Source organism: Pseudomonas rossensis, from assembly GCF_039888995.1.
GTDB lineage: Bacteria > Pseudomonadota > Gammaproteobacteria > Pseudomonadales > Pseudomonadaceae > Aquipseudomonas > Aquipseudomonas rossensis.
Map to the genome: position 1 here is coordinate 51992 of NZ_JBBWCB010000001.1, position 25294 is coordinate 77285.

The window sequence follows — 25294 nt, forward strand, 5'->3', positions numbered from 1 at the left end:
CTTAACTCCAGAAAAATTCGTTGTGTGTTTTGCGTAGCAGCTGCCGAGGTACGAGGCTGCGTTGCGTGTCCGTAGGACCGCCCTCGGGGGCCGCTTCGCAGCCCGACGCAGCCTCGTACCTCGGCAGCTGCTACAAGGGATCGTTGTTCAAAGTGGGGTTACTCGCCCCAGACGTCCTTGAGGACGTTGACCCAGTTCTCGCCCATGATCTTGCGGACCACGCGCTCGGAATGGCCGCGCTTGAGCAGGGTTTCGGTCAGGTTCGGGAACTCGCCGACGGTGCGGATGCCCAGCGGGTTGATGATCTTGCCGAAGCTGGTCAGACGGCGGGCGTAGCCCTTGTCATGGGTCAGGTACTCGAAGAAGTCCTGGCCATGGCCCTGGGTGAAGTCGGTGCCGATGCCGATGGCGTCTTCGCCGACGATATTCATGGTGTATTCGATGGCTTCGGCATAATCGTCGATGGTCGAATCGATGCCCTTGGCCAGGAACGGCGCGAACATTGTCACGCCGACGAAACCGCCGTGATCGGCGATGAACTTCAGTTCTTCATCGGATTTGTTGCGCGGGTGAATTTTCAGACCCGACGGCAGGCAGTGGGAGTAGCAGACCGGCTTTTTCGATTCGAGGATGACTTCTTCGGAAGTTTTCGAACCGACGTGGGACAGGTCGCACATGACGCCGACGCGGTTCATCTCGGCAACGATTTCACGACCGAAGCCCGACAGGCCGCCGTCGCGCTCGTAGCAACCGGTACCGACCAGGTTCTGGGTGTTGTAGCACATCTGCACGATACCGACGCCCAGCTGCTTGAACACCTCGACGTAGCCGATCTGGTCTTCAAAGGCATGAGCATTCTGGAAGCCGAAGAGGATGCCAGTCTTGCCCTGCTCCTTGGCCTTGCGGATATCGGCGGTGGTGCGCACTGGAATCACCAGGTCGCTGTTTTCGCGGATCAGCTTCTGGCTGGCGGCGATATTGTTCACAGTGGCCTGAAAGCCCTCCCACACCGACACGGTGCAGTTGGCCGCGGTCAGACCGCCCTTGCGCATGTCTTCGAACAGCTCACGGTTCCACTTGGCAATAATCAGACCGTCGATAACGATGCTGTCGGCGTGCAATTCGGCTGGGCTCATCAGGCTGTCCCCTATTAGCGATTCGTGCGCCGAATCGTGTGTCGGCGCTTTGGGGCCAGCATATGCCTGAGGGAGGGGGCAGCCGGGTGCAAAAACGACAGGGGGTTTGCCGAAAGCGTCAATCCGCGACAAAGGGTCGTCGCCGGACGTCATGGGCCACCTGTTCAAGGGCTTGCGCATGGGCCAGAATTCGCTCCATTACTGGATATTTCACTGAATAAGGGGCGGCGACGTAATGAAATCGATCTTCCTGGCGTTAGCACTGATAGCCACCGGCGTACACGCGGCGGAAGAGTCCGACGACAATCCCTGCGACAAAGTCGAAAACGAGGTCCAGACCCTGGAATGCTCGGTCTACGGCAGAACCACCGCCGAAGACCTGCTGAGCGAAAACTACAAAAGCCTGACCGAGCGCATGCAGACGCTCTACGGCAAAAACCCTGCGCAACTGACCGACATCACCGCCAAGCTCAAGGCGGCGCAACAGCAATGGCTGAAGACGCGTGATGCGGATTGCGCGGTTGAGGCGTTTCCGGCGACGACCGGTAGCAAGGCATTCACCATCGCGCAGAATGATTGCGTGGCGCGGATGAGTGATGAACGGTCGGAGTTTTTGGAGTCGATTGGGCAGGAGTAAGCGCAAACGCCGATCAACTTGAGCTGTAAGCTGCACGCCACCATCCGGGAAAGGAACTCAAATGAAAATCTGCGGCATCGAAATCAAAGGCAGCGAAGCGATCATTGCCGTGGCCTCCCTCGACGGTCAGGCGCTGAGCCACATCGCTCTAGCCAACAAGAAAATCGCACTCGACGATGACGACGAAGCAGCGAACGTCAAAGTCTTTGCCGCTCAGGTGGCGTCGTTTGTGCGCGAGAACTCCATCGACCGGATCGCGATCAAGAAACGCAGCAAGAAAGGCGAGTTCGCCGGTGGGCCGACCACGTTCAAGATCGAGGGCGTTTTCCAGTTGCTGGAAAATTGCGAGGTCACGTTGCTGTCGCCACAGACGATTAATGCGCAGAACAAGAAGTTTGACTTTGCACTGCCGACCACGCTGAACAAGTATCAGCATGAAGCGTTTAAAGCGGCCTGCTCGGCGCTGATGAAGAAGTAAAAGCGAACGCAGATCAAAATGTGGGAGCGAGCTTGCTCGCGATAGCGGTGGATCAGCCGACATCAATGTTGAATGTACTGGCCTCATCGTCGGAACGCCGCCCGGAGCAAGCTCGCTCCCACAGGGTTTTCTGTTGCTGTCAAAATCTGCGCTTAGACCAGTTCCCGGCCATCTCCCAACCGCCGGCGGTCTTCTCGCGGGCACCGCGCAAAGCGTGCCCGATAACTGCGGGTGAAATACGACGGCGATTCAAACCCGCACGCAATACTCACTTCCAGCACGCTCATGTCCGTCTGCCGCAACAGCTGCCGGGCTTTCTCCAGCCGCAAACGCAGGTAGAAATTGCTCGGTGTGTCGTTCAGGTGCAGGCGAAACAGTCGCTCCAGCTGCCGCCGCGTCACCTTGATCGATTCTGCTAACTCCAATGTGCTCAGCGGCGGTTCGCTGTGCTGCTCCATCTCACCGATCACCTGCACCAGTTTCTTGTTGCTGATGCCATAACGCGTGGCGACTTCCATGCGCTGGTGGTCTTTGCGTGGGCGGATGCGGCCGAGCACAAATTGCTCGCTGACCTGGATCGCCAGTTCCGGGCCGTGGGCCTGGCTGATGAGGTCGAGCATCAGGTCGATGGAAGCGGTGCCGCCGGCGGAGGTAATGCGCCGGCGGTCGATCTCGAACAGCTCCTGAGTGACGCTGAGCTGTGGATAGGACTCCTTGAACGCGTCGATGGCTTCCCAGTGCAGGGTCAGGCGATGGCCGTCGAGCAGGCCGGCTTCGGCGAGGACGAAACTGCCGGTGTCGATGGCACCGAGGGTCACGCCTTCGTTGTCCAGACGGCGCAACCAGTGTTCCAGCGCCGGGGTTGCGAATTTCAGGGGTTCGAAGCCGGCGACCACCAATAGCGTTGCGCCTTTCTTCAGCGGTTCCAGCGCCGCATCGGCGTTGACCGACATGCCGTTGCTGGCCAGCACCGCCCCGCCGTCCGCACTGAGCACATGCCAGCGGTAAAGCTCGCCACGAAAGCGATTGGCGACCCGCAGCGGCTCGATGGCCGAGATAAAACCGATGGCCGAGAAACCCGGCATCAACATGAAGTAGAAATCCTGGGACATGGAGCGCACTCGGTTGGCGGGTAGCGTGTTGACGTTGATACGCCAGTTGTCGATGGCAATCAAGAGCACAGGTCGCTGCAGTGCAAGAGCTGGTCGCCGCAGTGCGTTTCAGCAGGGCTTGAGCTGCGTAACTTGGCATCACCGGCGCACGAAGACGACCGGACCCACAATAACGACCTGCCGAGGAACCCGACATGAAACGACTGATCAGCAGCTGTGTTCTTGCACTCAGCGGTACCGCTTTCCTGAGCGCCAGCGTCATGGCGGCCGAACCTGCTTCATGCCAGAACGTGCGCATGGGCGTTGTGAACTGGACCGACGTGATCGCCACCAGTGCCATGACCCAAGTCCTGCTCGATGGCCTCGGCTACAACACCAAACAAACCAGCGCTTCCCAGCAAATCATCTTCGCCGGGATCCGCGACCAGCGCCTGGACTTGTTCCTGGGCTACTGGAACCCGCTGATGACCCAGACCATCACGCCGTTCGTCGCGGCCAATCAGGTCAAGGTGCTTGAGGCGCCAAGCCTGAAAGACGCCCGCGCCACCCTCGCCGTACCGACTTACCTCGCCGACAAGGGCCTGAAAACCTTCGCCGACATCGCCAAGTTCGAGAAAGAATTGGGCGGCAAGATCTACGGCATCGAGCCAGGTTCGGGCGCCAACACCCAGATCAAGGCGATGATCGCCAAGAACCAGTTTGGCCTCGGCAAGTTCCAGTTGGTCGAGTCCAGTGAGGCCGGCATGCTCGCGGCGGTGGATCGCGCCGTGCGACGCAAAGAGGCCGTGGTGTTCTTCGGCTGGGCGCCGCATCCGATGAACGTCAACGTGAAGATGACGTACCTCACCGGCAGCGACGACGCCCTGGGCCCGAACGAAGGCATGGCCACGGTCTGGACCGTCACCGCGCCGAAATACGCCGAGCAATGCCCGAACATCGGTCGTTTGCTGAGCAACCTGACGTTCACCGCCGAAGACGAGAGCCGGATGATGCAGCCGCTGCTGGATCACAAGGACGCCTTCGAATCGGCCAAGCAATGGCTGAAAGATCACCCGCAAGACAAGCAACGCTGGCTCGAAGGCGTGACCACCTTCGATGGCAAGCCAGCCGCTGAAAACCTGCAACTGACCAGCAAATAAACCCGATTGAACCACCGATTCGCAGCCCGACAGGGGCTGCGAACGGAATCATCACGCCTGCAAGGAACCCGCCTCATGAACCACGACGTCATCATCACCTGCGCACTCACCGGTGCTGGCGACACGACCAGCAAGAGCCCACACGTGCCGGTCACCCCGAAACAAATCGCCGCGGCCGCCGTGGAAGCCGCCAAGGCCGGCGCCACCGTGGTCCACTGCCACGTGCGTAACCCCGAAACCGGCAAATTCAGCCGTGATGTAGCGCTGTATCGCGAAGTGATGGAGCGCATCCGCGAGGCGGACGTCGACATCATCGTCAACCTCACCGCTGGCATGGGTGGCGACCTGGAAATCGGCGCGGGCGAGAACCCGATGGAGTTCGGCCCGAACACCGACCTGGTCGGCCCGCTGACCCGTCTGGCTCACGTTGAAGAACTGCTGCCGGAAATCTGCACCCTCGATTGCGGCACCCTGAACTTCGGCGACGGCGACACCATTTACGTGTCCACCCCGGCGCAACTCCGTTCCGGCGCGAAGCGAATTCAAGAGCTGGGCGTGAAAGCCGAGCTGGAAATTTTCGACACCGGTCACCTGTGGTTCGCCAAGCAGATGATCAAGGAAGGGTTGCTCGACGACCCGCTGTTCCAACTCTGCCTGGGCATCCCGTGGGGCGCGCCGGCCGACACCACCACCATGAAAGCCATGGTAGACAACCTGCCTGCCAATGCGATCTGGGCCGGTTTCGGCATCGGTCGCATGCAAATGCCGATGGCTGCGCAAGCGGTGCTGCTTGGCGGCAACGTGCGGGTCGGCCTGGAAGACAACATCTGGCTGGACAAGGGCGTACTGGCGACCAACGGCCAACTGGTCGAACGCGCCTCGGAAATCCTCAGCCGTCTCGGCGCCCGTGTTCTGACGCCGGCGGAAGGCCGGGCAAAAATGGGCCTGACCAAGCGCGGCTGACCTCACACACAAATAGACCTGTAGGAGCTGCCGCAGGCTGCGATCTTTTGATGTTGCTCTTAAAACAAGATCAAAAGATCGCAGCCTTCGGCAGCTCCTACACGGATCATCGAATTCTTTTAGGACGTCGCCATGAGCTTTATCACTGAAATCAAAACCTTCGCAGCCCTGGGCAGCGGTGTCATCGGCAGCGGTTGGGTGTCCCGCGCCCTCGCCCACGGCCTCGACGTGGTGGCCTGGGACCCGGCGCCCGGTGCCGAAGCCGCGCTGCGCAAACGCGTCGCCAATGCCTGGGGAGCGTTGGAGAAACAGGGCCTTGCGCCAGGTGCATCGCAGGATCGGCTGCGCTTTGTCGCAACCATTGAAGAATGCGTTCGCGACGCGGATTTCATTCAGGAAAGCGCCCCTGAGCGTCTGGACCTGAAACTGGAACTGCACAGCAAAATCAGCGCGGCGGCCAAGCCCAATGCCTTGATCGGCTCCAGTACTTCCGGCCTGTTGCCGAGTGAGTTCTACGAGAGTTCGACGCACCCGGAACGTTGCGTGGTCGGGCACCCGTTCAACCCGGTTTACCTGCTGCCGCTGGTGGAAGTGGTGGGTGGCAAAAACACCGCGCCCGAAGCCGTTCAAGCGGCAATGAAAGTCTACGAATCCTTGGGCATGCGTCCGCTGCATGTGCGCAAGGAAGTGCCGGGGTTTATCGCCGACCGCTTGCTCGAAGCGCTGTGGCGTGAGGCGCTGCACCTGGTTAACGACGGTGTAGCGACCACCGGTGAAATCGATGATGCGATCCGCTTTGGCGCGGGCCTGCGCTGGTCGTTCATGGGCACGTTCTTGACGTACACCCTGGCGGGTGGCGATGCGGGCATGCGGCACTTCATGGCGCAATTCGGGCCGGCGTTGCAATTGCCGTGGACGTATCTGCCGGCACCGGAGCTGACCGACAAGTTGATTGATGATGTGGTGGATGGCACCAGCGATCAGCTGGGCACGCACAGCATTTCGGCGCTGGAGCGCTATCGTGATGATTGCTTGCTGGCGGTGCTGGAGGCGGTGAAGACCACCAAGGCCAAACATGGCATGGCGTTTAGCGAATAAACCAAGTCAGGGGCCAGCAGGTCTGGCCTCATCGCGGGCAAGCCCGCTCCCACAGGGATCTACTGAGTGGCATAGATTGTATATCCACCTCAAATCACTGTGGGAGCGGGCTTGCCCGCGATAGCGACAGCCCAGACACCAACAACGTTGGATCACTCACCATGCCCACCCTAACCACCTACCAAACCAAAATCATCCCCGACTGGGTCGATTACAACGGCCACCTGCGCGATGCCTTCTACCTGCTCATCTTCAGCTACGCCACCGACGCGCTGATGGATCGTCTGGGCATGGACAGCAACAACCGCGAAGCCAGCGGCAACTCGCTGTTCACCCTCGAACTGCACCTCAATTACCTGCACGAAGTGAAGCTCGACGCCGACGTCGAAGTGCACACCCAAATCATCGGCCACGACAGCAAACGCCTGCACCTCTATCATAGCCTGCATCTGGCGGGAGATGAGAAGGAATTGGCGGGCAACGAGCAAATGTTGCTGCACGTCGATCTTGCCGGGCCGCGCTCCGCACCGTTCAGCGAAGACACCTTGAGCAAGCTGCAAGCCCTCGTCGCCGAGCAAACCGACCTTCCCGCCCCCGACTACATTGGCCGAGTGATCGCGTTACCCCCTAAAAAATAACAAGGAGATCGCCATTGAACACCGCCGCCGCTTTTGCCGACTTCCGTATCTACCCGTTGATCAGCGCGTTGACCGCCGTACACACCCTGGCGGACCGAATTCAAGTGAAGTGGGCCGATGACCGTGTCAGCCCCTTTCATCATCAGTGGCTGCGGGACAACTGTCCGTGCCCGCTGTGCGTCTACACCGTGACCCGCGAGCAAGTGCTGGAAATCGTCGACGTCGCCGAAAACCTGAAGCCCTCGGACGTCAGCATTGATGCCGAAGGCTGCCTGCGTGTCGATTGGCAGGACGGCCATCTCAGCCGCTTCGATCCTGGCTGGTTACGGGCCCACGCCTACGACGATGAGTCCCGCGCCGAACGCCGGGCATCCAAGCCAAAAAGCCAGCTCTGGAACAGCCACCTGACGCTGCCGGTGTTCGAATACCAGGCGTTGATGAACGACAACGACGCCTTGCTGCAATGGCTGCTGGCCGTGCGCGATACCGGCCTGACTCGGGTCCGCGGAATGCCCACCGAGCCGGGCTCGTTGAAGCTGATTGCCCAGCGGATTTCCTTCATCCGCGAGAGCAATTTTGGCGTGCTGTTCAACGTGCAATCCAAGGCCGATGCCGACAGCAATGCTTACACCGCTTTCAACCTGCCGCTGCACAGCGACCTGCCAACCCGGGAGTTACAACCGGGGCTGCAATTTCTGCATTGCCTGGTGAATGACGCCGAGGGTGGCGAGAGTATTTTCGTCGACGGTTTTGCCATTGCCGAAGCCTTGCGTCAGGAAGATCCCGAGGCGTTTAAAAGCCTCTGCGAAATCCCTGTGGAATTCCGCAACAAAGACCGCCACAGCGACTACCGCTGTCTCGCGCCGATCATCGCGCTGGATGCCTTTGGGCAGGTTTCGGAAATCCGCATGGCGAATTTTCTGCGTGGTCCGTTCGATGCGTCGGTCGAGCAGATGCCCGCTCTCTATCACGCCTACCGCCGCTTTATTGCGATGACCCGGGAAACGCGATTCCGCGTGATGACGCGGTTAAACCCCGGCGAAATGTGGTGTTTCGACAACCGCCGCACCCTCCACGCCCGCAACGCCTTCGACCCCGCCACTGGCGCCCGGCATTTTCAGGGTTGCTATGTCGACCGTGATGAATTGTTGTCGCGCATTCTCGTGCTGCAGCGTTAAAACGCGTCATCGTTCATCGCGAGCAAGCTCGCTCCCACAGGGATCTGCAGCGGACACAGTATTTGTGTACGACACAGTTCCAATGTGGGAGCGAGCTTGCTCGCGATGGCGTCAGTCCAATCAACACTTCCATACCTGATTCACAGGCAAAAAAAACCCCGATCAAGCCGTGACAGGATCGGGGCAGAGGTGGGTACTGTTGAGGAGCCGTTGCGCGAGGGTGACCAAACCTTCGTGAAGCCAGCTGATCCCAGTGTGCCCACTCTCCTCCTGCGCAAGTTAGCCGAAAACGACCTGTTCATAGGTATTGCGGCCATTGCGACAAATCGTCCTTGCCGCCACTCCGTACCCCTACGAGAATCGAGCCACGACACCGTTCCCTGAAGAAGGATTGCGTCATGATGTACGCCGATTTGATTGACCAGGAAGACCTGTTGGGCCAGCTCAAGGCGTTAGGATTTGCAATACCCCCGGGTGCAACCGCTGAGCAGGCCTGCGAATGCGCGGTACGGGGTTTGAACAACGAACGGGCAACGGAACTGCGGACAATGGTCAAGCAGATGTACACCAGCAGCGCGACCATCCTGCCGGCCGTGCGCCAGGCCATCGACAAGCAATTGCTGCCCGCGTTGGCGGAGTATCAGCAGAGCCGTAGCGCCTGATAGAACCCATCGCGAGCAAGCTCGCTCCTACAGTTGACCGCATTCCCCTGAGAGAACTCGGTCAATGTGGGAGCGAGCTTGCTCCGGGCGGCGTTCCGACGATGAAGCCAACCCGGTCTTAGAGCCTTACGCTAGCGAAAGTCGACTCATTACGCGCCTGACTCAACGCCGACAACGGTCCTGACAGCGGCGACAGCACCAGTGCTTGCGGCAGTGGCATCATCGCCACTTGTTGCGTGGTGTTGGAACCTACGCGTTCGTCACGCGGCGGAATGCCGAAGTATTCGCGGTAGCACTTGGAGAAGTGCGGCGTAGACACGAAGCCACACACCGATGCCACTTCGATGATCGACATCGGCGTTTGCTTGAGCAACTGCCGGGCGCGGATCAAGCGCAGTTTCAGGTAATAACGCGATGGCGAGCAGTGCAGGTATTTCTGGAACAGCCGCTCCAGCTGACGACGCGACACGGCGACGTACACCGCCAGTTCGTCGAGGTCGATCGGCTCTTCGAGGTTGGCCTCCATCAGCGCGACGATTTCCTGCAACTTCGGCTGGTTGGTGCCGAGCATGTGCTTGAGCGGCACACGCTGGTGATCCTGCTCGTTGCGGATGCGCTCGTAGACGAACATTTCCGAAATCGCGGCCGACAGTTCACGACCGTGATCGCGGCTGATCAGGTGCAGCATCATGTCCAGCGGCGCGGTGCCGCCGGAGCTGGTGAAACGGTTACGGTCGAGGGTGAACAGACGGGTACTCATGGCCACACGCGGGAACGCTTCCTGCATCGAGGCCAGGCACTCCCAGTGCACACTGCAATCGAAACCATCCAGCAGGCCGGCGCACGCCAGGGCCCAGCTGCCGGTGCAGACCGCACCGAGACGGCGGGACTGACGCGCCTGGCTTTGCAGCCACGAAACGTGTTCACGGGTAACAGTGCGCTGGATGCCGATACCGCCGCAGACAATGATGGTGTCCAGGGCAGGCGCTTTGTGCATGGAGCAGTCGGGAGTGATTTGCAGACCGTCACTGGCCCAGACCTGACCACCGTCGACGGTGAGTGTGGTCCAGCGATACAGCTCGCGGCCGGACAGTTGGTTGGCCATGCGCAGGGGTTCTACTGCGGAGGCCAGAGAAATAAGCGTGAAATTGTCCAGCAGCAAAAAGCCGATGGATTGAGGCGCACGGTTCTGGGGTTGGGCCCCGGAGTTGAACGTCGTCATCGCGGTATCTCCTCACACAAAGCGGGTGATGGCCTCAGGCGGAGGCTCTTGTTATTGCCATCGTTCTCGCGTGGGAGACGGGCTTTGTAATGACAGAGCAAATGCCATGCCTAAAGTTGAATGGCCGTTCAATAACTCCTGAAAACGACGTCGCGCCGCGTCTATATAAGCCGCGCCGCGAGTGGGGGTTATAAGTGCCATTATCGGCGGGAGGCGCTCTGCCCAGTTGGGCGTGAGCAAATCGGTAGCACTTGTGGGAACAGGGCTACAGCGACCTGGTAAAGAGTGTCACCGCAAGCACAGGTGACAGGCGGTAATGGCCAGCTTGGATCCCGGATCTCCGGCAAGTGGCTTATCTGTAAGCGACGCGCCAAAACGTGGCGTGCTTTGAATCGAGTGTTCACTTACCGCGCAGTTTTGACTGGTCTGGCGCCTTCACGCCCTGAGCTTTTCCGTCAACACGGTTTTGCTGTGTCCGGCTCGCTGGTCAACGGCGATCCGACGATGCAGGCGACGCGGTCTCAGCACTCAACCGCGCTAACCGCCAACCCACCGCGCGATGTCTCTTTATATTTGTCATGCATGTCCGCGCCGGTATCACGCATTGTGCGGATCACCCGATCCAGCGAGATAAAGTGCTGACCGTCGCCACGCAGCGCCATCTGCGCTGCGTTGATCGCCTTCACCGCGGCAATCGCATTGCGCTCGATGCACGGTACTTGCACCAGCCCGCCCACCGGGTCGCAGGTCAGGCCGAGGTTATGTTCCAGACCGATTTCCGCCGCGTTACACAGCTGCTCCGGTGTCGCACCCAGAATCTCCGCCAGCCCGGCCGCCGCCATGGCGCAAGCCGAACCGACTTCGCCCTGGCAACCGACTTCCGCACCGGAAATCGAAGCGTTTTTCTTGCACAGAATCCCTACCGCCGCCGCACTGAGGAAATAGTCGACTACGTTGGCGTCAGTCACCACCTCGCTGAACTTCATAAAGTAATGCAGCACCGCCGGAATTATCCCCGCCGCGCCATTGGTCGGTGCAGTCACCATGCGCCCGCCAGCGGCGTTTTCTTCGTTGACCGCCAGGGCGAACAGGTTGACCCACTCCATTGCGCTCAGCGTCGAGCCGATCACATTGGGTTTTCCCAACTCTTGCAGGCTGCGGTGCAACCTGGCCGCGCGACGGCGCACATTCAGGCCGCCGGGCAAGATGCCTTCGTGCTTGAGGCCTTGTTCGACGCAATCCTGCATGGCGCGCCAGAGTGTCATCAGGCCAGCGCGAATTTCCTCTTCGCTGCGCCAGACCTTCTCGTTGGCCATCATCAATTCGGCGACGCGCAGGTTGTGCTGCTTACAGAGGCTGAGCAGTTCGACGGCGCTGGAGAAGTCGTACGGCAACACGGTGCGATCCAGATCGACCACGCCGCTGGAAGCCTGGGCTTCGTCCACGACAAAACCGCCGCCGATGGAATAGTAGGTGTCGCGATGCAGCTCGCCGTCATCACCTTCGACGATCAGCGTCATGGCGTTAGGGTGGAACGGCAGGTTCTCGTCGATCAGGCGCATGTCCCGGGCCCAGATGAACGGGACCGACAAACAACCGTCGAGCAACAGCGTGTGGGTTTCGCGCAGGGTTTCGATGCGGAGGCCGATTTGCGACGGATCGATCGCGTCCGGCCACTCGCCCATCAGCCCCATGATCACCGCGTTGTCGCTGCCGTGACCGATGCCGGTGGCCGACAACGAACCATAAAGCTGAACTTCGACGCGCCGTACTTGTTCCAAAAGACCCTGCTCACGCAAACCTTGCACGAACAGCGCCGCGGCCCGCATGGGTCCCACGGTGTGCGAACTGGAAGGGCCGATGCCGATTTTGAACAGGTCGAAAACACTGATAGCCATTACTGCCGAACTCCTGGATGTGCCAACTCCAGACGCAAAAGCGCCCAGTGACGGAGCTGCTACGCTCAAGCTGCAATCCGCCGGGATGGCCGCATCATCAGGCTTTTACCGTGTCGTTCGACGTCTCACACCGACCCACTCATGCCCACCAACGCCGCGAGCCATCAGCGCTACGTTTTCACGGTTTTTTTACGGCTCAAAGGAGCAGAAAGGGCTGAAAATAGCTGTAAACGACCTCACCGACACTGGATGCGACCATCCCTGTACTGGTTACGACGCACCCTGTAGGCGTCAGATTTTCACTGGTACATGATCGTATCGACTCGATTGCAAGGCGCCGTGGTAAAGCTGTCTCCAAAACGCCATCCAACCGCAACACATAAGTGCGGTGGTCCAGTCGGAACACTGCCAAAAAAAAACACCAAGGAGTCCACCCATGAAAGGTTCCCCGTCGTTGTTGTTGGCCGCCATGCTAAGTCTGCCGGTTCTGGCGCAAGCCGCAGAACCGGCTCAATGCAGCACCGTAAACTTCTCCGATGTCGGCTGGACTGACATTACTGTCACCACCGCCACCACCAGCGTCGTACTCGAAGCCCTGGGCTACAAAACCAAAACCACGATGATTTCCGTGCCGGTGACCTATAAGTCCCTGGCCGACGGCAAGAACATGGACGTATTCCTCGGTAACTGGATGCCGACCATGGAAAACGACATCAAAGCCTACCGCGAAGCCGGCGCTGTGGAGACCCTGCGCGCCAACCTGGAAAACGCAAAATACACACTCGCCGTCCCCGAAGAGTTGTATAACAAGGGGCTGAAGGATTTCGCCGATATCGCCAAGTTCAAGAAAGAACTCGACGGCAAGATCTACGGCATCGAGCCGGGTAACGACGGCAACCGTCTGATCCAGAGCATGATCGACAAGGACGCCTTCGGCTTGAAAGCCGCCGGCTTCAAGGTGGTCGAGTCCAGCGAGGCAGGCATGCTCTCGCAAGTCGATCGCGCTCAGCGTCGCAACACCGCCGTGGTGTTCCTGGGCTGGGAACCGCACCCGATGAACACGCGTTTCAAGATGAAGTACCTGACGGGCGGCGACGACTACTTCGGCCCGAACTTCGGTCAGGCGACCATCTTCACCAACACCCGCAAGGGCTACGCCCAGGAATGCAGCAACGTTGGACAGTTGCTGAAAAACCTGGTGTTCACCCTCGACATGGAAAGTACCCTGATGGGCAACGTCCTGGACGACAAAATGAAGCCTGACGCGGCCGCTAAGGCCTGGCTGAAAAAGAATCCACAGGTCCTCGATACCTGGCTCGCTGGCGTGACCACCATTGACGGTAAACCAGGCCTGGAGGCCGTGAAAGCCAAGCTCGCGCAGTAATCGCTTACGCCGGGCGGGTTCGCTCGCCCGGGCTGTTTATTTCCTTGCATGCGGACGTTCACTACCATGCTGATTGATCAGAAAATACCTCTAGGCCAGTACATCGCGGGCTTCGTTGAATGGTTGACGCAACACGGCGCCAACACCTTCGACGCGATCGCCGTGTCACTGGAAACGATGATCCACGGCGTGACTTTTGCGCTGACCTGGTTCAACCCGCTGGCATTGATCGGCCTCATCGCGCTACTGGCACACTTTATTCAACGAAAGTGGGGACTGACCGTTTTTGTCATCGCCTCCTTCCTGCTGATCCTCAATCTGGGGTACTGGCAGGAAACCATGGAAACCCTTGCCCAGGTGTTGTTCGCCACCCTGGTCTGCGTGGTCATCGGCGTGCCGTTGGGCATCGTCGCCGCGCACAAACCCATGTTCTACACACTGATGCGTCCGGTGCTCGATCTGATGCAGACCGTGCCGACCTTCGTGTACCTCATTCCTACCCTGACCCTCTTCGGTCTGGGTGTGGTCCCGGGTCTGATTTCTACGGTGGTGTTCGCAATTGCCGCGCCTATCCGCCTGACCTACCTGGGTATCCGTGATGTTCCCGCAGAATTGATGGACGCTGGCAAAGCCTTCGGCTGCTCGCGCCGTCAACTGCTCGCACGCATCGAACTGCCCTACGCCATGCCAAGCATCGCGGCCGGTATCACCCAGTGCATCATGCTGTCGCTGTCGATGGTGGTGATCGCGGCACTGGTGGGCGCCGACGGTCTGGGCAAACCCGTGGTCAACGCACTGAACACTGCTGATATCGCCCTGGGCTTCGAAGCCGGCCTGGCGATCGTATTGCTGGCGATCATGCTCGACCGTATCTGCAAACAACCCGAAGCCAAAGTAGGGGGTGACGCATGAGCATTATTCGCTTCGAAGACGTCGACGTAATCTTCTCCAAAGACCCGCGCGAGGCCTTGAAACTCCTCGATCAGGGCATGACCCGTGACCAGATCCTGAAAAAGACCGGGCAGATTGTCGGCGTCGAAAAGGCCAGCCTGGACGTCGAAAAAGGTGAAATCTGCGTACTGATGGGCCTGTCCGGCTCCGGCAAGTCCAGCTTGCTGCGCTGCATCAACGGCCTCAATACCGTCAGCCGCGGCAAACTGTTCGTCGAGCACGAAGGCAAGCAGATCGACATCGCTTCCTGCACCCCGGCGGAACTGAAAATGATGCGCACCAAGCGCATTGCTATGGTGTTCCAGAAGTTCGCCCTGATGCCTTGGCTGACCGTTCGCGAGAACATCAGCTTCGGTCTGGAAATGCAGGGTCGTCCGGAGAAGGAACGGAAAAAACTGGTCGATGAAAAACTTGAGCTGGTGGGCCTGACCCAGTGGCGCAACAAGAAGCCGGACGAGCTCTCCGGTGGTATGCAGCAACGTGTGGGCCTGGCCCGCGCGCTGGCGATGGATGCCGACATTCTGCTGATGGACGAACCGTTCTCGGCCCTCGACCCGCTGATCCGCCAAGGCCTGCAAGACGAACTGCTGGAACTGCAAAGCAAGCTGAACAAAACCATCGTGTTCGTGAGCCACGACCTCGATGAAGCCCTGAAGCTCGGCAGCCGTATCGCGATCATGAAAGACGGTCGGATCGTCCAGTACAGCAAGCCGGAAGAGATCGTGTTGAACCCTGCGGACGATTACGTGCGGACCTTCGTCGCCCACACCAACCCGCTCAACGTTCTGTGCGGTCGCAGCCTGATGCGCACCCTGGACAACTGCAAACGCATCAACGGGTCGGTATGCCTCGATCCGGGCGGTGACTCCTGGCTGGACCTGGCCGAAGGCAACACCATCAAGGGCGCACGCCAGAACGGCGCGAGCCTGGACCTGCAGAACTGGATCCCTGGGCAAGCCGTTGAAGGCCTGGGTCGTCGTCCAACGCTGGTGGATTCGAACATCGGCATGCGCGACGCGCTACAGATTCGATATCAGACGGGTAATAAGCTGGTGCTGCACGACAACAACAAGGTGGTCGGGATTCTGGGTGACAGTGAGCTGTATCACGCACTGCTCGGCAAGAATCTGGGTTAAGGCAATACACACAAAAACGCCGCGAGAGGATCGCGGCGTTTTTGTTAGTGCTCAGAACCTGTGGAAGAACCTGTGGGAGCGAGCTTGCTCCGGGCGGCGTTCCGACGATGAGGGCATAACAGTCAGCATCAATGTTGCCTGACCCACCGCCATCGCGAGCAAGCTCGCTCCCACAAGGTTTGCGGTGCGGCTCCTTGCACCGCATTACTTCAAGTCTCAGCTATAGACACGGCCAAGGAGCTGCCGATGGCTTTCAAACTGATCGAGCACGTCACGGGTGATCTGATCCTGAGTGAAGCCCATCAAGTCGTAGTCCTGGCTGCCGTTGTGCAAGTACACCTCGGCGCGGTAGTAACGTGCACGTGGTTCATCAGCACTCTCAGCCGAAACCGTGTCACTCGCCGCAGCCAGATAACCGTCCAGGCTCACTTCGTAGACAAAAGGGTTGCCCTCTTCCATCTCGATCCGCAGGCCCATGCAACGCTTGGCCTTGCCCAGCAACGTTTGCACGTCCAGGCCTTGAGTACGCAGTTGCACCGCAGCCTCTTCCAGCGCCGGGCTGACTTGCTTGTCCATGAAACGTTGAACGATCGACTGATTCGGCTGCAAGTCCAGCTGAGTCAAACGCTCGCTGAAACCACGACGACCGCGCGCTGCGAGCTGCGCTTGCTCCTGTTCGATCTGCACGTCCTGGCGCATGGCCTTGTGCAAGCCGAACATAAAGAGCACCAGCACCACCGAGAACGGCAGACCTGCCAGCACCACCATGGTTTGCATGGCTTCGAAGTTGCCGGCAAACAGCAGGCCGATGGTTACCAGGGTAATTACCGCCGACCAGAAGATACGCAGCCAGTGCGGCGCATCTTCGTCGACGTTACCGCCCTTGCACGAAAGGTTGGCCATCATCACCGCGCCGGAATCCGCCGGGGTCAGGAACAGCACGAAACCGACAAAGATCGACACGCCGATCACGATTTTCGATGCTGGGTAGTGTTCAAGCAGTTGGTAGATCGCCATCGACGGCTGTTCGAGCGCCGTCTTGCCGAGTTCCACCGCCCCATGGTTCATCACCAGGTCCAGGGCCGAGTTACCGAAGATCGACAACCATGCCAGAGTGAAACCCAGCGGGATCAGCAGCACGCCGGCCACCAGTTCACGTACCGTGCGACCACGGGAAATACGCGCGATGAACATGCCGACGAATGGGGCCCAGGAAATCCACCAGGCCCAGTAGAACAGGGTCCACAGGCCCAACCAGCGGTCGGACTTCTCACTGTCGCCTTCATACACATAGAGGTCGAAGGTTTTCAGCACAGCGCCGTTCAGGTAGTCGCCAATGTTCTGCACAAAGGCATTGAGCAGGTGCAAAGTCGGGCCGAACAACAGCACGAAAATCAGCAAACCACTGAACAGCACGATGTTCAGGTTGGACAGACGGCGAATACCGTTTTCCACGCCGGACACCGCAGCGATGGTCGCCACGGTGCTCATCACGATGATCACGATCAGCAGGTTGGTGTTGTTGTGCTCCATACCGAACAGGTTTTCCAGGCCCGACGACACTTGCAGCGAACCAATCCCCAGGTTCGTCACCAGACCCAGCAGGGTCACGAACATGCCGAAGCCGTCCACCGCATGACCGGCCGCGCCTTTGACCCAACGCTCGCCCACCAGCGGATACAGCGCCGAACGCAACGCCAGCGGCTGGTTATGACGGTAAGCAAAATAGGCCACGGCCAGACCGACCAATGCGTAGATCGCCCAGCCATGCAGGCCCCAGTGCAGGAACGTCAGCTGAACGGCCTGACGGGCGGCCATGTTGCTGGCAGCCACGCCTTCGGGCGGATTGAAGTAGTGGTCCAGCGGCTCGGAAGCACCGAAGTACAGCAGCGAAATGCCGATACCCGACGAGAACAGCATCCCCGCCCAGGCGCCGTAGCTGAAGTCCGGGGTGTCGTCCTTGCTGCCCAGTTTGAGCTTGCCGTAGGACGAAAACGCCAGGCCGACCACGAACACCAGGTAAGCGGCGATCACCACCATGTAGTACCAGCCGAAGCTGCGGGACAACCAGGCCTGGGCAATACCGAGCAATCTGCCGGCCTCTTGCGGGGCGATGATCAGAATGGCGGTCAACAACAGGATCAACGCGGTAGAGGTGTAGAACACCCAACCGTTGACCGTCACCTTCTCGGGTGGGGTCTTTATAAGAGAGGCAGAACTCATGGCACAGATGCTCCAGGCAGTGCGAGAGAAGAACACAAGGCAACGCGTTACCCGACCAATCGGTTAGTTGGCAGCCGACAGGCGGGTGATATAAAGACACCCCGAAAAAAGCCCGAAACCCGGGAGCGCCAGTGCGCGTGGGTTTCGAGCGTTTTCGGATGTCGTTTTTCCGCCAACTACATGTAGGAAAAACCTGTAGGCAGCGACGAATTGTCGCAGATCTTATTCTTTGTTGATTGAACGTTCAATCAAAACAAAATAGACTGGCCTTCAATCCGATAGACGTTTCACGTCCGCCGGAAGGCCTAAGGAGATGTGCAAGATGCCCAAGGTCGGTATGCAACCCATCCGTCGCCAGCAGTTGATCGAAGCCACATTGCAGGCGGTCGATCAGGTCGGAATGGGGGACGCCAGCATTGCGCTGATCGCCCGTTTGGCCGGTGTCTCGAATGGCATCATCAGTCACTATTTTCAGGACAAGAACGGCCTGATTGCTGCCACGGCGCAGTATCTGATGAGTGTACTCAGCGAGAACGTCACCGCGCGCCGTCAGGCGCTGGAGGACAGCAGCCCGCGGGCGCACCTCCAGGTGATTATCGAAGGCAACTTCGACGCCAGCCAGGTCAATGGCCCGGCAATGAAAACCTGGCTGGCCTTCTGGGCCACCAGCATGCACCACCCGTCTTTGCACAGGTTGCAGCGGATCAACGATCACCGTCTGTATTCCAACCTGTGCTGCCAGTTCCGCCGCGTATTGCCGCTCGAAGACGCGCGCAGTGCAGCCCGGGGCCTGGCAGCCCTCATTGACGGTTTGTGGTTGCGCGGCGCGCTGTCGGGAGATGCTTTCGACACCGGGCAGGCGCACCAGATCGCTTACGAATACATGGATTTCCAACTGGCCAAGCAGGTGAGTTAGAGCACACAGAACCGCTCAGCACCTGAACCGCCACTGACCAGCGTTGCCCAAGCTATAAGGCACGCCCAGTGGTCAACGCCAACCACTTATGCACTTGCGAGGACACTATGGCCCGTTTCGAACTGCAAAAACTTTACATCGATGGCGGTTACTCCGACGCCAGCAGCGACGCCACCTTCGAAGCCATCAACCCGGCTAACGGTGAAGTCCTCGCAACAGTACAACGTGCGACCAAGGAAGACGTTGAGCGCGCTGTAGTCAGCGCCGAAAAGGGTCAGAAAATCTGGGCCGCGATGACCGCCATGGAGCGTTCGCGCATCCTGCGTCGTGCCGTTGACATCCTGCGCGAGCGCAACGATGAACTGGCTGCTCTGGAAACGCTGGACACCGGCAAGTCGTTCTCCGAAACCAAGTACGTCGACATCGTCACCGGCGCTGACGTGCTGGAGTACTACGCAGGTCTGGTTCCGGCCATCGAAGGCGAGCAAATCCCGCTGCGCACCACTTCTTTCGTCTACACCCGTCGCGAGCCGCTGGGCGTCGTGGCCGGTATCGGCGCGTGGAACTACCCGATCCAGATCGCCTTGTGGAAATCCGCACCTGCCCTGGCGGCCGGTAACGCGATGATCTTCAAGCCAAGCGAAGTCACTTCCCTGACGACCCTGAAACTGGCCGAGATCTACACCGAAGCCGGCGTTCCGGCTGGCGTGTTCAACGTACTGACCGGCAGCGGCCGTGAAGTCGGCACCTGGCTGACCGAACACCCACGCATCGAAAAAATCTCCTTCACCGGCGGCACCGACACCGGCAAGAAGGTCATGGCCAGCGCTTCCGCCTCGTCGCTCAAAGACGTGACCATGGAACTGGGCGGCAAATCCCCGCTGATCATCTTCGACGACGCCGACCTCGATCGCGCCGCCGACACCGCCATGATGGCCAACTTCTACAGCTCCGGTCAGGTCTGCACCAACGGCACTCGCGTGTTCGTGCCGAGCCACCTGAAAGCCGCTTTCGAAGCCAAGATCGTTGAGCGCGTTGCGCGCATCCGCGTCGGCAACCCGGAAGACGAGAACACCAACTTCGGTCCGCTGGTCAGCTTCGCCCACATGGAAAGCGTGCTGGGTTACATCGCCAAAGGTAAGGAAGAAGGCGCTCGCGTGCTGTGCGGCGGCAGCCGTCTGACCGAAGGCGAATTCGCCAAAGGCGCGTTCGTGGCCCCGACCGTGTTCACCGACTGCACCGACGAGATGACCATCGTTCGCGAAGAAATCTTCGGCCCGGTGATGGCGATCCTGACCTACGAAACCGAAGAAGAAGTGATCCGTCGTGCCAACGACACCGACTTCGGCCTGGCCGCTGGCGTTGTCACCAAAGACCTGAACCGCGCTCACCGCGTGATTCATCAACTGGAAGCCGGTATCTGCTGGATCAACGCCTGGGGCGAGTCCGACGCGAAGATGCCGGTCGGCGGCTACAAGCAGTCGGGCGTGGGCCGTGAGAACGGCATCAGCTCGCTGAACAACTTCACACGCATCAAATCGGTACAGGTCGAACTGGGCGATTACGCCTCGGTGTTCTAAGCCCCGGCTGAAAACCCTGTAGCAGCTGCCGAGGCACGAGGCTGCGTTGCGCGTCCGCAGGACCGCCCTCAGAGGGCCGCTGCGCGACCCAACGCAGCCTCGTGCCTCGGCAGCTGCTACAGGCGACCTGACCAACTTCAAAGAGGGTGCATTTAATGTCCCAAGAATTCGATTACATCATCATCGGTGCCGGCTCGGCCGGTAACACCCTGGCGACCCGTCTGACTGAAGACGAAGGCGTCACCGTTCTGCTGCTCGAAGCAGGCGGCCCGGACTACCGTTTAGACTTCCGCACGCAAATGCCGGCCGCTTTGGCGTTCCCGCTGCAAGGTCGTCGCTACAACTGGGGCTACGAAACCGATCCAGAACCACACATGGACGGTCGCCGGATGGAATGCGGTCGCGGCAAGGGCCTGGGTGGTTCTTCGCTGATCAACGGCATGTGCTACATCCGCGGCAACGCGATGGACTACGACAACTGGGCCAAACTGCCAGGTCTTGAAGACTGGGACTACCTGAACTGCCTGCCGTATTTCCGTAAGGCTGAAACCCGCGACATCGGCCCGAACGACTACCACGGTGGCGAAGGTCCGGTCAGCGTGACCACGCCGAAAGCCGGCAATAACCCGCTGTTCCACGCGATGGTTGAAGCCGGCGTGCAAGCCGGTTACCCGCGTACCGAAGACCTGAACGGTTACCAGCAGGAAGGTTTCGGTCCGATGGACCGCACCGTGACGCCGAACGGCCGTCGCGCCAGCACCGCTCGCGGTTACCTGGACATCGCCAAGAAGCGCTCGACCCTGACCATCGTCACCCACGCCCTGACCGACAAGATTCTGTTCGAAGGCAAGCGTGCGGTCGGCGTGCGTTACTTGATCGGCGCCGCTGAAGAACGCGTTGAAGCCCGCGCCCGCAAAGAAGTGCTGCTGTGCTCCGGCGCCATCGCTTCGCCGCAGATTCTGCAGCGTTCCGGCGTCGGCCCGGCCGAGCTGCTGAAAAAACTCGATATCCCGGTGGTCCACGACCTCCCGGGCGTGGGTGAAAACCTGCAGGATCACCTTGAGCTGTACCTGCAATACGCGTGCACCCAACCGGTCTCGCTGTACCCGTCGCTGCTCTGGTACAACCAGCCGGCCATCGGTGCCGAGTGGCTGTTCAACGGCACCGGCATCGGCGCCAGCAACCAGTTCGAAGCCGGCGGTTTCATCCGTACCCGTCCGGAATTCGATTGGCCGAACATCCAGTACCACTTCCTGCCGGTCGCGATTAACTACAACGGCAGCAACGGTGTGAAAGAGCACGGTTTCCAGGCGCACATGGGTTCCATGCGTTCGCCGAGCCGTGGTCGCATCCAGGCCAAGTCCAAGGATCCGCGCGAGTACCCGAGCATCCTGTTCAACTACATGGCCACCGAGCAGGACTGGCAGGAATTCCGCGACGGCATCCGCCTGACCCGTGAAATCATGCAACAGCCTGCACTGGACGCGTTCCGTGGCCGCGAAATCAGCCCGGGCATCGACGTGCAAACCGACGAGCAGCTCGACAAGTTCATCCGCGAACACGCCGAAACCGCGTTCCACCCGTCCTGCTCGTGCAAGATGGGCACCGACGAAATGGCGGTGGTTGACGCTGAAGGTCGTGTGCACGGCATGCAGAGCCTGCGTGTGGTCGATGCCTCGATCATGCCGATCATCACCACCGGCAACCTGAACGCGCCGACGATCATGATCGCCGAGAAAATCGCCGACAAGATCCGTGGTCGCAAGCCATTGTCACGTAGCAAGGCTGATTACTTCGTGGCCGGCGATGCGCCGGTGCGTGGCAAGCCGTTGCGTGATGTGAGCCTGACGGCTCAGTAAGACCGTTACACCGCGTCACGGCCAATCGCGAGCAAGCTCGCTCCCACAGGTTTTGGGTTGGATTACATATTTGTGATTCACCCGCGATCACTGTGGGAGCGGGCTTGCCCGCGATGGGGCCCGGCCTAACGCCACATAATTTCCTGACACACCCCGGTAATCCCTTCCTACACCGCACCGCCCTTGATCCTACCCCCCGCCCAGGCCTAATCTAGCGCCACGCAAACGTTTCACCCCCCTCGCAACATCGATACACCGCCACTCCATACCAAGGAGGTTCCCGAATGTTCGATTTCCACCCCCAGCTCAAGCAGCGCTTCGCTGCCTTGCGCACGGGCGCTGAATTCTTTTCGCTGCGTTATGTGCGCGAATCCGGCCAGTACCTGTCGGTGCGCAAAAACGTCGCTGAACCTCCCAGCCTGAGCCGTGACGAAGGCGCGATGCTGACCGTTCGGGTCAACGGCGTCGAAGCCTACGCCGCGACCAACGACCTGTCCCAGTCCGGCCTGCAAGCCGCGCTGGAGCGAGCCGAGCAACAAGCCCGCCGACTCAAGCCCCACGCCCTGCTCGACCTGCGCGAGCAAGCCGTTTCCAGCGACCGCGCCGACTACTTTTCGCCGAACCTGGACCAGCCCTTCCCGTCCCTGAGCGATTGCTACCAACTGCTCGGCGCCGAATCCGCATCCGTGCCCAAGGACGAGCGACTGGTGAACTGGCAGGTGAGCATCGGCATCACTAACGTCGAGCAGATCTACCTCAACAGCGCCGGTGCCGAACTGCGCCAGGCCCAGCGTTTCGTCTACCCGAGCGTGGACGTCACCGCCTACGACGGCAATGACAGCCAGACCCGTACCCTAGGCCGCGAAAATTTCGGCCAACAAGGCGGCTTTGATGTGATCAGCCGCTGCGGCCTGGTCGGTGCCGGCCCGAAAGTCGCCGATCAGGCGCTGCAATTGCTGCTGGCGCCCAACACCCCGCAAGGCCCGCGCGACCTGCTGTTGATGCCGGACCAGATGATGCTGCAGATCCACGAATCCATCGGTCACCCGCTGGAGCTGGACCGCATCCTGGGCGATGAACGCAATTACGCCGGCACCAGTTTCGTCAAGGCAGAAGACTTCGGCAGCCTGCAATACGGCTCCAGATTGCTCAATGTGACCTTCGACCCGGACATCCCTGAGCAGCTCGCCAGCTACGGCCATGACGACGACGGCACGGCCGCGAACAAACAATTCCTGATCCGCGAAGGTTTGCTGCTGCGTCCACTGGGCGGCGCGCTGTCGCAATTCCGTGCCGGCATGGACGGCGTCGCCAACAGCCGCGCCTGCGGCTGGAACCGTCCGCCGATCGACCGCATGGCCAACCTGAACATCGAGCCCGGCGATCAACCGCTGGAGCAACTGATCGGCAACATCGAACACGGCATCATGATGTCGACCAATCGCTCGTGGTCCATCGACGATGCGCGCAACAAATTCCAGTTCGGTTGCGAATGGGCTCAGTTGATCGAAAACGGCGAACTCAAAGGCGTGGTGAAGAACCCCAACTACCGGGCGATTTCCGCGCAGTTCTGGAAAAGCCTCAGCGCCGTTGGCGATGCCAACTCCGTCAAGGTCCTGGGCACGCCGAACTGCGGCAAAGGCGAGCCGAACCAGGTGATCCGCGTCGGCCATGCCTCGCCGGCCTGCGTGTTCAGCAACGTTGATGTGTTTGGGGGAGATGCCTGATGAGTACGTCGAAAAATCAGGCCGAGTCATTCAAAGTCTTGGTCAACTGGGTGCGCGATGCGATTCGCGAGCCGGAACAATTCACCCTCAGCTACGCCGCCGAATCCTCGGCCTTCGTGCGCTTCAACCACGCCAAAGTCCGTCAGGCCGGGCAGGTGCAACAGGCGAGCGTCGGTTTCAAACTGATCAATGATGGCCGCCACGCCGACCTGAACATCACCCTTTCCGGTGATGCTGAAGTCGATACTCAGCGCCTGACAGAAGGTCTGCAACAGTTACGCGAAACCTTGCCGCTGCTGCCGCAGGATCCGTACCTGCTGCTCAACCACAACGGTTGGCAGAGCAAGAATGTTCAGGCGCATCCGCTACCGGAGACCGAGCAAGTGGTCGCTGAAATCACCCAGGCCGCCGAAGGGCTGGACCTGGTGGGTTTCTACGCCGCCGGCCCGATCAGTCGCGGTTTCGCCAGTTCTTCGGGCGCGTTCGGATGGCATCAGGCCAACAGCTTCAACTTCGATTTCAGCCTGTTTCATGAGAATGGCCAGGCGGTGAAAGCCAGCTACGCCGGGCACGACTGGATCAGCGAAGGGTTTGCCAAGCGCTTTGCGCAGGCGCGCGAGCAGTTGGCGCTTCTCGGCAGACCGCAACACACCCTGGCGCCGGGTCAGTACCGCGCCTATCTGGCGCCGGCAGCCCTGGGAGAAATCATGGACATGCTGGGCTGGGGCGGTTTCTCGGCGCAGTCGATTGCCAGCAAAAACAGTCCGCTGCAGAAGCTTTATGCGGGCGACAGTGCGTTCAGCCCGTTGGTGTCGGTGGATGAAAAGGTCAGTGGTTCGTTGAGCCCGGCATTCTCCGGCGAAGGTTATCCGCGCAGCGATCTGGGGTTGATCGTCAATGGCAAGGCCGGCGCGCAGATGGTCAGTTCACGCAGTGCGGCCGAGTACGGCCTGACCGCCAATGGCGCCAGCGGTGGTGAAATGCCAAGCGCAGTGAACATGGCGGCCGGTACGTTGCCTGATGCAGAGATTCTCAAGCAATTGGGCACGGGCTTGTACATCAGCAACCTGTGGTACCTGAACTATTCCGATCAGCCGGCGGCACGCCTGACCGGCATGACGCGGTTTGCGACCTTCTGGGTCGAGAACGGCGAGATTCAGGCGCCGGTGAGTACGATGCGGTTTGATGACAGTGCGTACAGTTTGCTTGGATCGCAGCTGGAAGCGTTGACCGAGGAGCGCGAGCTGATGTTGTCGGCCAGTACCTACAGCCAGCGGGCCACCGCTTCGGCATTGTTGCCGGGGGCGCTGGTCAGCAAACTCACGTTAACGCTGTAAACACTTTGTAGCAGCTGGCG

The 25294-nt window shown here is 60.0% G+C and carries 21 protein-coding genes; 16 read left to right on the top strand and 5 right to left on the bottom strand.

Features of this window, described 5'->3' with window-relative positions; translation table 11 throughout:
* Positions 1–158: 158 nt before the first annotated feature.
* Positions 159–1136 (bottom strand): dipeptidase, encoded by a 978-nt coding sequence (locus tag WLY71_RS00230; protein WP_008033250.1) that lies wholly within the window; start codon positions 1134–1136, stop codon positions 159–161.
* A 235-nt stretch (positions 1137–1371) separates the two neighbouring features.
* On the opposite strand from WLY71_RS00230, the gene WLY71_RS00235 reads away from it, so the two are divergent.
* Positions 1372–1773: a lysozyme inhibitor LprI family protein gene (locus tag WLY71_RS00235; protein ID WP_347802040.1), complete on the top strand. Its 402-nt coding sequence runs from the start codon at positions 1372–1374 to the stop codon at positions 1771–1773.
* A gap of 61 nt (positions 1774–1834) precedes the next feature.
* Entirely contained in the window at positions 1835–2251 is a 417-nt protein-coding gene (locus WLY71_RS00240) for a DUF3010 family protein (RefSeq protein WP_347802041.1), read from the top strand.
* 152 nt (positions 2252–2403) lie between these two features.
* Here the strand turns inward: WLY71_RS00240 and WLY71_RS00245 are convergent, their stop codons facing one another.
* Positions 2404–3363 (bottom strand): GlxA family transcriptional regulator, encoded by a 960-nt coding sequence (locus WLY71_RS00245; protein ID WP_347802118.1) that lies wholly within the window; start codon positions 3361–3363, stop codon positions 2404–2406.
* A 194-nt stretch (positions 3364–3557) separates the two neighbouring features.
* On the opposite strand from WLY71_RS00245, the gene WLY71_RS00250 reads away from it, so the two are divergent.
* The 6 genes from WLY71_RS00250 (at position 3558) to WLY71_RS00275 (ending at position 9041) form a co-directional block, all read left to right on the top strand.
* Positions 3558–4502 (top strand): choline ABC transporter substrate-binding protein, encoded by a 945-nt coding sequence (locus tag WLY71_RS00250; RefSeq protein WP_347802042.1) that lies wholly within the window; start codon positions 3558–3560, stop codon positions 4500–4502.
* A gap of 75 nt (positions 4503–4577) precedes the next feature.
* Entirely contained in the window at positions 4578–5465 is an 888-nt protein-coding gene (gene cdhC, locus WLY71_RS00255) for a 3-dehydrocarnitine:acetyl-CoA trimethylamine transferase CdhC (RefSeq protein ID WP_347802043.1), read from the top strand.
* A gap of 132 nt (positions 5466–5597) precedes the next feature.
* Positions 5598–6563, top strand: a complete 966-nt coding sequence (locus WLY71_RS00260) for an L-carnitine dehydrogenase (RefSeq protein ID WP_347802044.1) — start codon at positions 5598–5600, stop codon at positions 6561–6563.
* A gap of 161 nt (positions 6564–6724) precedes the next feature.
* Positions 6725–7201, top strand: coding sequence for a thioesterase family protein (locus WLY71_RS00265; RefSeq protein WP_347802045.1), 477 nt, complete (start codon positions 6725–6727; stop codon positions 7199–7201).
* A gap of 14 nt (positions 7202–7215) precedes the next feature.
* Positions 7216–8379 (top strand): gamma-butyrobetaine dioxygenase, encoded by a 1164-nt coding sequence (locus WLY71_RS00270; RefSeq protein ID WP_347802046.1) that lies wholly within the window; start codon positions 7216–7218, stop codon positions 8377–8379.
* Positions 8380–8777: 398 nt separating this feature from the next.
* On the top strand, positions 8778–9041 hold the full coding sequence (locus WLY71_RS00275) for a hypothetical protein (RefSeq protein WP_347802047.1): 264 nt from the start codon (positions 8778–8780) through the stop codon (positions 9039–9041).
* A 118-nt stretch (positions 9042–9159) separates the two neighbouring features.
* Here WLY71_RS00275 and gbdR read toward each other — a convergent pair whose 3' ends face one another.
* Together gbdR and WLY71_RS00285 are read right to left on the bottom strand one after the other, a co-directional pair.
* On the bottom strand, positions 9160–10263 hold the full coding sequence (gene gbdR, locus WLY71_RS00280) for a choline metabolism transcriptional regulator GbdR (RefSeq protein WP_201198415.1): 1104 nt from the start codon (positions 10261–10263) through the stop codon (positions 9160–9162).
* A 521-nt stretch (positions 10264–10784) separates the two neighbouring features.
* Complete coding sequence (locus WLY71_RS00285) at positions 10785–12161, bottom strand: L-serine ammonia-lyase (RefSeq protein ID WP_347802048.1); 1377 nt, start codon at positions 12159–12161, stop codon at positions 10785–10787.
* A gap of 436 nt (positions 12162–12597) precedes the next feature.
* Here WLY71_RS00285 and WLY71_RS00290 point away from each other — a divergent pair, with 436 nt between their 5' ends.
* The 3 genes from WLY71_RS00290 (at position 12598) to choV (ending at position 15632) form a co-directional block, all read left to right on the top strand.
* Positions 12598–13545: a choline ABC transporter substrate-binding protein gene (locus WLY71_RS00290; protein ID WP_347802049.1), complete on the top strand. Its 948-nt coding sequence runs from the start codon at positions 12598–12600 to the stop codon at positions 13543–13545.
* A 66-nt stretch (positions 13546–13611) separates the two neighbouring features.
* Positions 13612–14457 carry a choline ABC transporter permease subunit gene (choW, locus tag WLY71_RS00295; RefSeq protein WP_282380591.1) on the top strand — a complete coding sequence of 282 codons (846 nt, stop codon included), beginning with the start codon at positions 13612–13614 and terminating at the stop codon, positions 14455–14457.
* The gene (gene choV / locus WLY71_RS00300; protein WP_283181978.1) at positions 14454–15632 is read left to right on the top strand and encodes a choline ABC transporter ATP-binding protein; all 1179 of its coding nucleotides are present in this window, start codon (positions 14454–14456) and stop codon (positions 15630–15632) included. Before choW ends, choV begins: the two co-directional genes overlap by 4 nt.
* Before the next feature lie 216 nt (positions 15633–15848).
* Here choV and WLY71_RS00305 read toward each other — a convergent pair whose 3' ends face one another.
* A complete protein-coding gene (locus tag WLY71_RS00305) occupies positions 15849–17798 on the bottom strand; it encodes a BCCT family transporter (RefSeq protein WP_347802119.1) in 1950 nt (649 codons plus the stop codon).
* Between the two features lie 379 nt (positions 17799–18177).
* Here WLY71_RS00305 and betI point away from each other — a divergent pair, with 379 nt between their 5' ends.
* The 5 genes from betI (at position 18178) to WLY71_RS00330 (ending at position 25274) form a co-directional block, all read left to right on the top strand.
* Positions 18178–18771, top strand: coding sequence for a transcriptional regulator BetI (betI, locus tag WLY71_RS00310; RefSeq protein ID WP_283181979.1), 594 nt, complete (start codon positions 18178–18180; stop codon positions 18769–18771).
* A 107-nt stretch (positions 18772–18878) separates the two neighbouring features.
* Complete coding sequence (betB, locus tag WLY71_RS00315) at positions 18879–20351, top strand: betaine-aldehyde dehydrogenase (RefSeq protein ID WP_347802050.1); 1473 nt, start codon at positions 18879–18881, stop codon at positions 20349–20351.
* A 155-nt stretch (positions 20352–20506) separates the two neighbouring features.
* Positions 20507–22210 carry a choline dehydrogenase gene (gene betA / locus WLY71_RS00320; RefSeq protein ID WP_347802051.1) on the top strand — a complete coding sequence of 568 codons (1704 nt, stop codon included), beginning with the start codon at positions 20507–20509 and terminating at the stop codon, positions 22208–22210.
* A 284-nt stretch (positions 22211–22494) separates the two neighbouring features.
* Positions 22495–23937, top strand: a complete 1443-nt coding sequence (locus tag WLY71_RS00325; RefSeq protein ID WP_347802052.1) for a TldD/PmbA family protein — start codon at positions 22495–22497, stop codon at positions 23935–23937.
* Positions 23937–25274, top strand: coding sequence for a TldD/PmbA family protein (locus tag WLY71_RS00330; RefSeq protein WP_347802053.1), 1338 nt, complete (start codon positions 23937–23939; stop codon positions 25272–25274). Before WLY71_RS00325 ends, WLY71_RS00330 begins: the two co-directional genes overlap by 1 nt.
* Positions 25275–25294 lie beyond the last annotated feature (20 nt).

What these genes read in the sequence shown, in the direction of transcription:
- WLY71_RS00230 (WP_008033250.1), bottom strand. Translation starts at nt 1,136, where the DNA reads ATGAGCCCAGCCGAATTGCACGCCGACAGCATCGTTATCGACGGTCTG.
- WLY71_RS00235 (WP_347802040.1), top strand. Translation starts at nt 1,372, where the DNA reads ATGAAATCGATCTTCCTGGCGTTAGCACTGATAGCCACCGGCGTACAC.
- WLY71_RS00240 (WP_347802041.1), top strand. Translation starts at nt 1,835, where the DNA reads ATGAAAATCTGCGGCATCGAAATCAAAGGCAGCGAAGCGATCATTGCC.
- WLY71_RS00245 (WP_347802118.1), bottom strand. Translation starts at nt 3,363, where the DNA reads ATGTCCCAGGATTTCTACTTCATGTTGATGCCGGGTTTCTCGGCCATC.
- WLY71_RS00250 (WP_347802042.1), top strand. Translation starts at nt 3,558, where the DNA reads ATGAAACGACTGATCAGCAGCTGTGTTCTTGCACTCAGCGGTACCGCT.
- cdhC (WP_347802043.1), top strand. Translation starts at nt 4,578, where the DNA reads ATGAACCACGACGTCATCATCACCTGCGCACTCACCGGTGCTGGCGAC.
- WLY71_RS00260 (WP_347802044.1), top strand. Translation starts at nt 5,598, where the DNA reads ATGAGCTTTATCACTGAAATCAAAACCTTCGCAGCCCTGGGCAGCGGT.
- WLY71_RS00265 (WP_347802045.1), top strand. Translation starts at nt 6,725, where the DNA reads ATGCCCACCCTAACCACCTACCAAACCAAAATCATCCCCGACTGGGTC.
- WLY71_RS00275 (WP_347802047.1), top strand. Translation starts at nt 8,778, where the DNA reads ATGATGTACGCCGATTTGATTGACCAGGAAGACCTGTTGGGCCAGCTC.
- gbdR (WP_201198415.1), bottom strand. Translation starts at nt 10,263, where the DNA reads ATGACGACGTTCAACTCCGGGGCCCAACCCCAGAACCGTGCGCCTCAA.
- WLY71_RS00285 (WP_347802048.1), bottom strand. Translation starts at nt 12,161, where the DNA reads ATGGCTATCAGTGTTTTCGACCTGTTCAAAATCGGCATCGGCCCTTCC.
- WLY71_RS00290 (WP_347802049.1), top strand. Translation starts at nt 12,598, where the DNA reads ATGAAAGGTTCCCCGTCGTTGTTGTTGGCCGCCATGCTAAGTCTGCCG.
- choW (WP_282380591.1), top strand. Translation starts at nt 13,612, where the DNA reads ATGCTGATTGATCAGAAAATACCTCTAGGCCAGTACATCGCGGGCTTC.
- choV (WP_283181978.1), top strand. Translation starts at nt 14,454, where the DNA reads ATGAGCATTATTCGCTTCGAAGACGTCGACGTAATCTTCTCCAAAGAC.
- betI (WP_283181979.1), top strand. Translation starts at nt 18,178, where the DNA reads ATGCCCAAGGTCGGTATGCAACCCATCCGTCGCCAGCAGTTGATCGAA.
- betB (WP_347802050.1), top strand. Translation starts at nt 18,879, where the DNA reads ATGGCCCGTTTCGAACTGCAAAAACTTTACATCGATGGCGGTTACTCC.
- betA (WP_347802051.1), top strand. Translation starts at nt 20,507, where the DNA reads ATGTCCCAAGAATTCGATTACATCATCATCGGTGCCGGCTCGGCCGGT.
- WLY71_RS00325 (WP_347802052.1), top strand. Translation starts at nt 22,495, where the DNA reads ATGTTCGATTTCCACCCCCAGCTCAAGCAGCGCTTCGCTGCCTTGCGC.
- WLY71_RS00330 (WP_347802053.1), top strand. Translation starts at nt 23,937, where the DNA reads ATGAGTACGTCGAAAAATCAGGCCGAGTCATTCAAAGTCTTGGTCAAC.